This is a genomic window from Streptomyces sp. PU-14G (genome assembly GCF_041028275.1).
GTDB lineage: Bacteria > Actinomycetota > Actinomycetes > Streptomycetales > Streptomycetaceae > Streptomyces.
In genome coordinates this window covers 1-5,228 of record NZ_JASKYT010000489.1, presented here as the reverse complement: position 1 = coordinate 5,228, position 5,228 = coordinate 1, and the positions used below count along the sequence as shown (strand labels likewise).

Here is a 5,228-nt window from a genome sequence, read left to right as displayed (position 1 = left end):
GGGTCCTGGCGGTCGTCGGAGTCGGGGGTGTCCGAGAGCCGCTCCAGCAGCATCCGCGCCGCCGTCCTGCCGCGTTCCTCGGAGCCGAGGTCCACGCTGCTCAGCGGCGGCCAGCAGGCGCGGGCGAGGTCGCTGTCGTCCATGCCGACGACGGCCACGTCCTCGGGTATGCGCAGCCCCCGCTGGTGTGCGGCCTGGGCGGCGCCGAGGGCGAGCTGGTCGTTGGCGCAGAAGACGGCGTCGGGGGCCGCGCCCGCGTCGAGCAGGTCGTGCAGCGCCTCGCGTCCGGCGGCCAGCCCGAAGGAGGTGGCGCGCTCCAGCGCCGGGTCCGGCACGACGCCGCCCTCGGCGAGCGCCTTGAGGTAGCCCTGGCGGCGGTTGTGTCCCGGCACCGTGTCGAGGGGGCCGTTGACGAAGGCGATCCGCCGCCTGCCGCTCTCGACGAGGTGGGTGACGGCGAGCCGGGCGCCGAGGACCGAGTCGGCCTGCACCGCGTCGACCGGCACGCCCTGGGGGAGCGAACCGATGACGACCACGGGCCCGGCCGCCGCCGTCAGCACCTCCACGTGCTCGGGGGTGATGCGGATGGGGCACAGGATCAGCCCGTCGCTCGTCCGGTCCCCGAGGCTGCGCACGACGGCCAGTTCGTCCTCGATCACCGCGTCGGTGGAGTGCAGCAGCAGCCGGTACCCGGCGGCTCGGGTGACGGCCTGGATCTGGCGGACCATCGCCACGTAGACGGGGTTGCCGATGTCCTGCATGGCGAACGTCAGCTGCTTGGTGCGCCCGCCCTTGAGGGACTGGGCCACCGCGTTGGGCACGTAGCCGAGCTCGGCCGCGGCCCGCTCGACCCGCCGTACGGTCTCGGGGCGCGCTCCCACGCCGTTGAGGACGCGGGAGACGGAGGCGATCGAGACGCCCGCGCGCTCCGCGATCGACACGACGGTCGGTGGTCCGCCGTCAGACATCACTCTGGCCCCTTCGCGATGGAGGTCCGCCGGCGGTTCCGCCGGAGTGTCCGGTGCGGAAGCCGCCGCACGGGCTGTAAACCTTTACAGCGACTGAAAACGTTTACAGATATTGGGTGCACCGTCCCCTCCTGTCAAGGGGTCGGGCACATCCGGACGTTGGCGGGCGGCCTGTGGAGAGAAGTGGTGAGGCGTGGAGAGAACGGGAAGGCGCGGATCGTCAAGAACGGCCTCCCACTGATCGGGAACATGTCTAAGGTGTGCACGAAGTGACACGTGCAGACACCAAGTGCCGCCGCTCACAGGGGAATTAGCGACCATGACCAGTCAGCCCCGGCCCTCGGGACGCACCTCCGCACACGCCGCGGACGGGTGCCCCGCGCACGCTCGGAACGCCGCCGCCACCGCACCGGGTGCGGTCCCCCTCATGGGGCCCCGGTTCCACACCGATCTGGAGGCCCTCCACCGGGACATGCGGCGCGACCACGGCCCCGTCGTCCCCGTGACCCTCCCCGGCGACGTCCCCGCCTGGCTCGTCATCGGCTACCGCGAACTCCTCCGCGTCACCGGCGACCCGCTGCTCTTCCCCCGCGACCAGGGCCTGTGGAACCAGTGGCCGAACCTGCCCGAGGACTGGCCGCTGCGCCCGATGATCGGCACCCCGCAGCCCTCGGTCTACTTCACCGTCGGCGACGAGCACCGCCGCCACCTGGCGATGGTCCTCAGCGCCCTCGAAAGCGTCGACCACGTCGAACTGCGCCGCAGCACCGAGGAGATCGCCGACCGGCTCATCGACGGCTTCTGCGGCACGGGCGAAGCCGAGATCATCTCCGGCTACGCCCGGCCGCTGACCATCCTCGCCCTGGCCCGCGTCCTCGGCTTCGCCGACTCCGACGGGCCCGCACTCATCCGCTCGCTCAGCGACATGTGCGACGGCGGACCCGACGCGCTCCAGGGGTTCCAGGCCGCGCTCGCCTCGATGAGCCGGCTCGTCGAACGCGTCCACCGCCATCCTGGAGCCGACATGGCCACCGCGATGACGGCCCACCCCGCGCCCTTCACCGACGAGGAGTACGTCCTCAACCTGATGGCGCTCACCTCGGCCGGCTTCCTGCCGACGTCCGACTGGCTCGGCAACTCGGTGCGCCTGATGCTCACCGACGACCGCTTCGCCGCCTCGCTGACCGGCGGTCGCCACAGCATCCCCGAGGCCATGAACGAGGTGCTGTGGGAGGACACCCCCACCCAGATCCTCGCAGGCCGCTGGGCCGCCCGCGACACCCGGCTGGCCGGGCGCCACATCGCCAGGGGCGACATGCTGCTGCTCGGCCTGGCCGGCGCCAACGCCGACCCCGAAGCCCACGCCCCGCACGCCGCCGACGGGTTCCACAACAGCAACTTCGCCCACTTCGCCTTCAGCCACGGCGAGTATCAGTGCCCCTTCCCCGCCCAGGAGATCGCCGAGATCCTCGCCCGCACCGGCATCGAAGTGCTCCTCGACAGGCTGCCGGGGCTCGAACTCGCCGTCCCCGCGCAGGCACTGGCACGCCGCCCCTCGCCCTTCCTGCGCGGCATGACGGTGCTCCCCGTCAGGTTCGAGACCACCCCGCCCCACGGAGGACACTGATGTACGGACAGCCCACGGCCGAGGGCCCCCTCGCCGAGGCGCCCGAAGGACGCTGCCCCGCCCACGGCCCCACCGCACAGGACCAGGACACGTCCGCGGCCTGCCCGGTGGAGATCGACCCGCTCGTCGGCGGTCTCGCCGAGGAGACCGAGGCGCTGCGGACCGCGGGCCCCGTCGCCCGGATCGCTCTCCTGGGCGCCGAGGCCTGGACGATCACCACCCACGCCGAGGCCCGCAAGCTGCTCACCGACAACCGGCTCGTCAAGGACATCACCCGCTGGAACCTGTGGCGCAGCGGGCGGATCGACCACACCTGGCCGCTCATCGGCATGGTCGACGCCGGCCGCTCCATGTTCACCGTCGACGGCGCCGAACACCGCCGGCTGCGGGTGAAGACGGCGCAGGCCCTCACCCCGCGCCGGCTGGAGGCCAACAGGGGCGTGATCGAGGGCATCACCACCGCGCTCCTGGACCGCATGGCGCAGCACGGCCCCGAAGAGACCGTCGACCTGAAGGCCGCCTTCGCGCAGCCGCTGCCCATGTCGGTCGTCTGCTCACTGATGGGCGTCGACCCGGGGCTCGAACCCCGGCTGCACGAGCTCTACGAGGCCTTCTTCTCGCTGCTGACCCCGCAGGACGAACGCCTCGCGGTCATCGAGGAGCTCGACGGGCTCTACCACGACATGGTCCGCGCCAAGACCGCCGCCCCCGGCGACGACCTCACCAGCGCCCTCGTCCTCGCCGACGAGGGCGGCGAACCCCTCACCCCCGAGGAGGTGCGCGGCAACCTCGAAGCCATGGTCGCCGCGGGGCACGAGACCACCGTGACCCTCATCCTGTGCGCCGTGCGGGCCCTGCTCACCCATCCGGAGCAACTGCGGCTCGTCCTCGACGGCGAGGTCGGCTGGGACGCGGTCATCGAGGAGACACTGCGCTGGGAGTCGCCCTCCACGCACCTGCTGATGCGGTTCGCGACCTCGGACATCGAGGTCGCGGGCACGGTCATCCGGGAGGGCGAGGGCGTCGTCATGTCCTACCGCGCCATCGGCCGGGACCGCGCGCAGCACGGGGACGACGCCGACCGCTTCGACCTGCGCAGAGCGGCTGCCGGGCCCGTGCGGCACCTCGCCTTCGGACACGGGCCGCACATCTGCCCCGGCGCCGCGCTCTCCCGGCTGGAGGCGTCCATCGCCCTCCCCGCGCTGTTCGGCCGGTTCCCCGGGCTGCGGCTCGCCGTCCCGGCGGAGCAGATCCGCAACCGTCCGGTCCTCACCCAGAACGAGCTGGAGGCGCTGCCGGTGGTGCTGGGAGCCGCCGCCCGCTGAGCGCCTGCCCGGCCCCTCACCTCCACCGTGCACCGGGTTCCCGGGGTCCGGGGTCCGGGGTCCTGCCCAGGCCCAGGGTTCCCGCACAGGCCCCCGGGGCCCCGCCCAGGTTCCGGSGGCCYGTGCGGGGGCGCCGCGCTTCTTCGGGGCCTTCCCCCGCTCCCCCCCCCCCCCCCCCCCCCCCCCCCCCCCCCCCCCCCCCCCCCCCCCCCCCCCCCCCCCCCCCCCCCCCCCCCCCCCCCCCCCCCCCCCCCCCCCCCCCCCCCCCCCCCCCCCCGTGCGGGACGGGGCGTCGGCACCGTGCTCGCGTCCGCCCCGGCGCCGGCGCCGTGGCCGGTGCTCGGAGCGGCGGGAGCGGGAGAGCCGGCGGCCCGTGCGGGGGCGCCGCGCTTCTTCGGGGCCTTCCCCCGCTGGCCGCCGCCGGCGAGTTCGCCCACCGCTCCGTCGGGCGAGATGACGAGGAGCCACACGGTGCCGTCCGGCTCGGTGGCCTCCGCCCGTACCGGCCGCCCGAGACCGGCGGCTGCCGCTGCCACGGCGTCGATCGCCGAGGCGCGGGTGGGGTGTGCGGACGCGGGGAGGAGCGGCCCTGAGACGGTGACCCGGTCGTCGTCCGTGACGGCGAAGGCGTACGCCGGCCAGGCGGGCACCTCGGCGGGCTCGTACGTGGTGGGCATGAAGCTCCTTTCTGGTCAGGTCCCTCGGCGCTGCGGCACGTCTCGGTGCTGTCGTCGGCGGCAGCAGCACCCCCGTGCCCGGTGACGGCCGGCAGCGCTAGCGCACGGTGACGTCGGCGACGCGCCACTCGGTGTCGGCTTGCGTCCGCACGAGGTGGACGTACGCCGCGGCGGTGGTCGGTTTCTGTGTCCAACCGTCGCGGCCGTGCGGGGTGGTGGTGAGGGTCCACTGCCGCCAGGCCACGGTGGCGGTGTCGTCCGGTTTCGCCGCGTCCTCGGTCTTCGCCAGCTCGACGGTGGTGAAGGCGCGGTGGCGCTTCCACGTCGCCCACTGGGCACCGGGAGCGGAACGGGGCTGGTGGTCGCGGAGCTGCCGTGCGTACGACGGGGTCAGCCAGCCCGCGTCCGCCGTGCGGATGCCGGCGTCGTGCGGGCCCTGGTCGACGGTGGTGTCGAACGTCCACATCGCGGTGAGCGTTCCCTTGCCGACCGCGTCGGCGTCCCTCTGGTCGACGTCGCCGGGTTGCGGAACGCCGCCTTCGGGGGTGCCGCCCCGCGGGGCGGTGTCGGACTCGGTGGGGGAGCCGCCGCCTTCGGGGGTGCCGCCCCGCGGGGCGGCACCCCCGAAGGC

4 protein-coding genes are annotated in these 5,228 nt (G+C 74.2%); 2 read left to right on the top strand and 2 right to left on the bottom strand.

From position 1 onward, the window contains the following. Nucleotides 1-968, bottom strand: a 968-nt coding sequence (locus tag AB8Z75_RS32075) for a LacI family DNA-binding transcriptional regulator (RefSeq protein ID WP_369208195.1), incomplete at its 3' end; no start/stop codon positions are given. 427 nt (nt 969-1,395) lie between these two features. Between AB8Z75_RS32075 and AB8Z75_RS32070 the strand changes: the two genes are divergently transcribed. Together AB8Z75_RS32070 and AB8Z75_RS32065 are read left to right on the top strand one after the other, a co-directional pair. Continuing rightward, entirely contained in the window at nt 1,396-2,595 is a 1,200-nt protein-coding gene (locus AB8Z75_RS32070; protein WP_369208197.1) for a cytochrome P450, read from the top strand. Beyond that, nucleotides 2,595-3,920 carry a cytochrome P450 gene (locus AB8Z75_RS32065; protein WP_369208193.1) on the top strand — a complete coding sequence of 442 codons (1,326 nt, stop codon included), beginning with the start codon at nt 2,595-2,597 and terminating at the stop codon, nt 3,918-3,920. Before AB8Z75_RS32070 ends, AB8Z75_RS32065 begins: the two co-directional genes overlap by 1 nt. 774 nt (nt 3,921-4,694) lie before the next feature. On the opposite strand, the gene AB8Z75_RS32060 is transcribed toward AB8Z75_RS32065, so the two are convergent. Further along, on the bottom strand, nt 4,695-5,228 hold a 534-nt coding region (locus tag AB8Z75_RS32060; RefSeq protein ID WP_369208191.1), incomplete at its 5' end, for a hypothetical protein.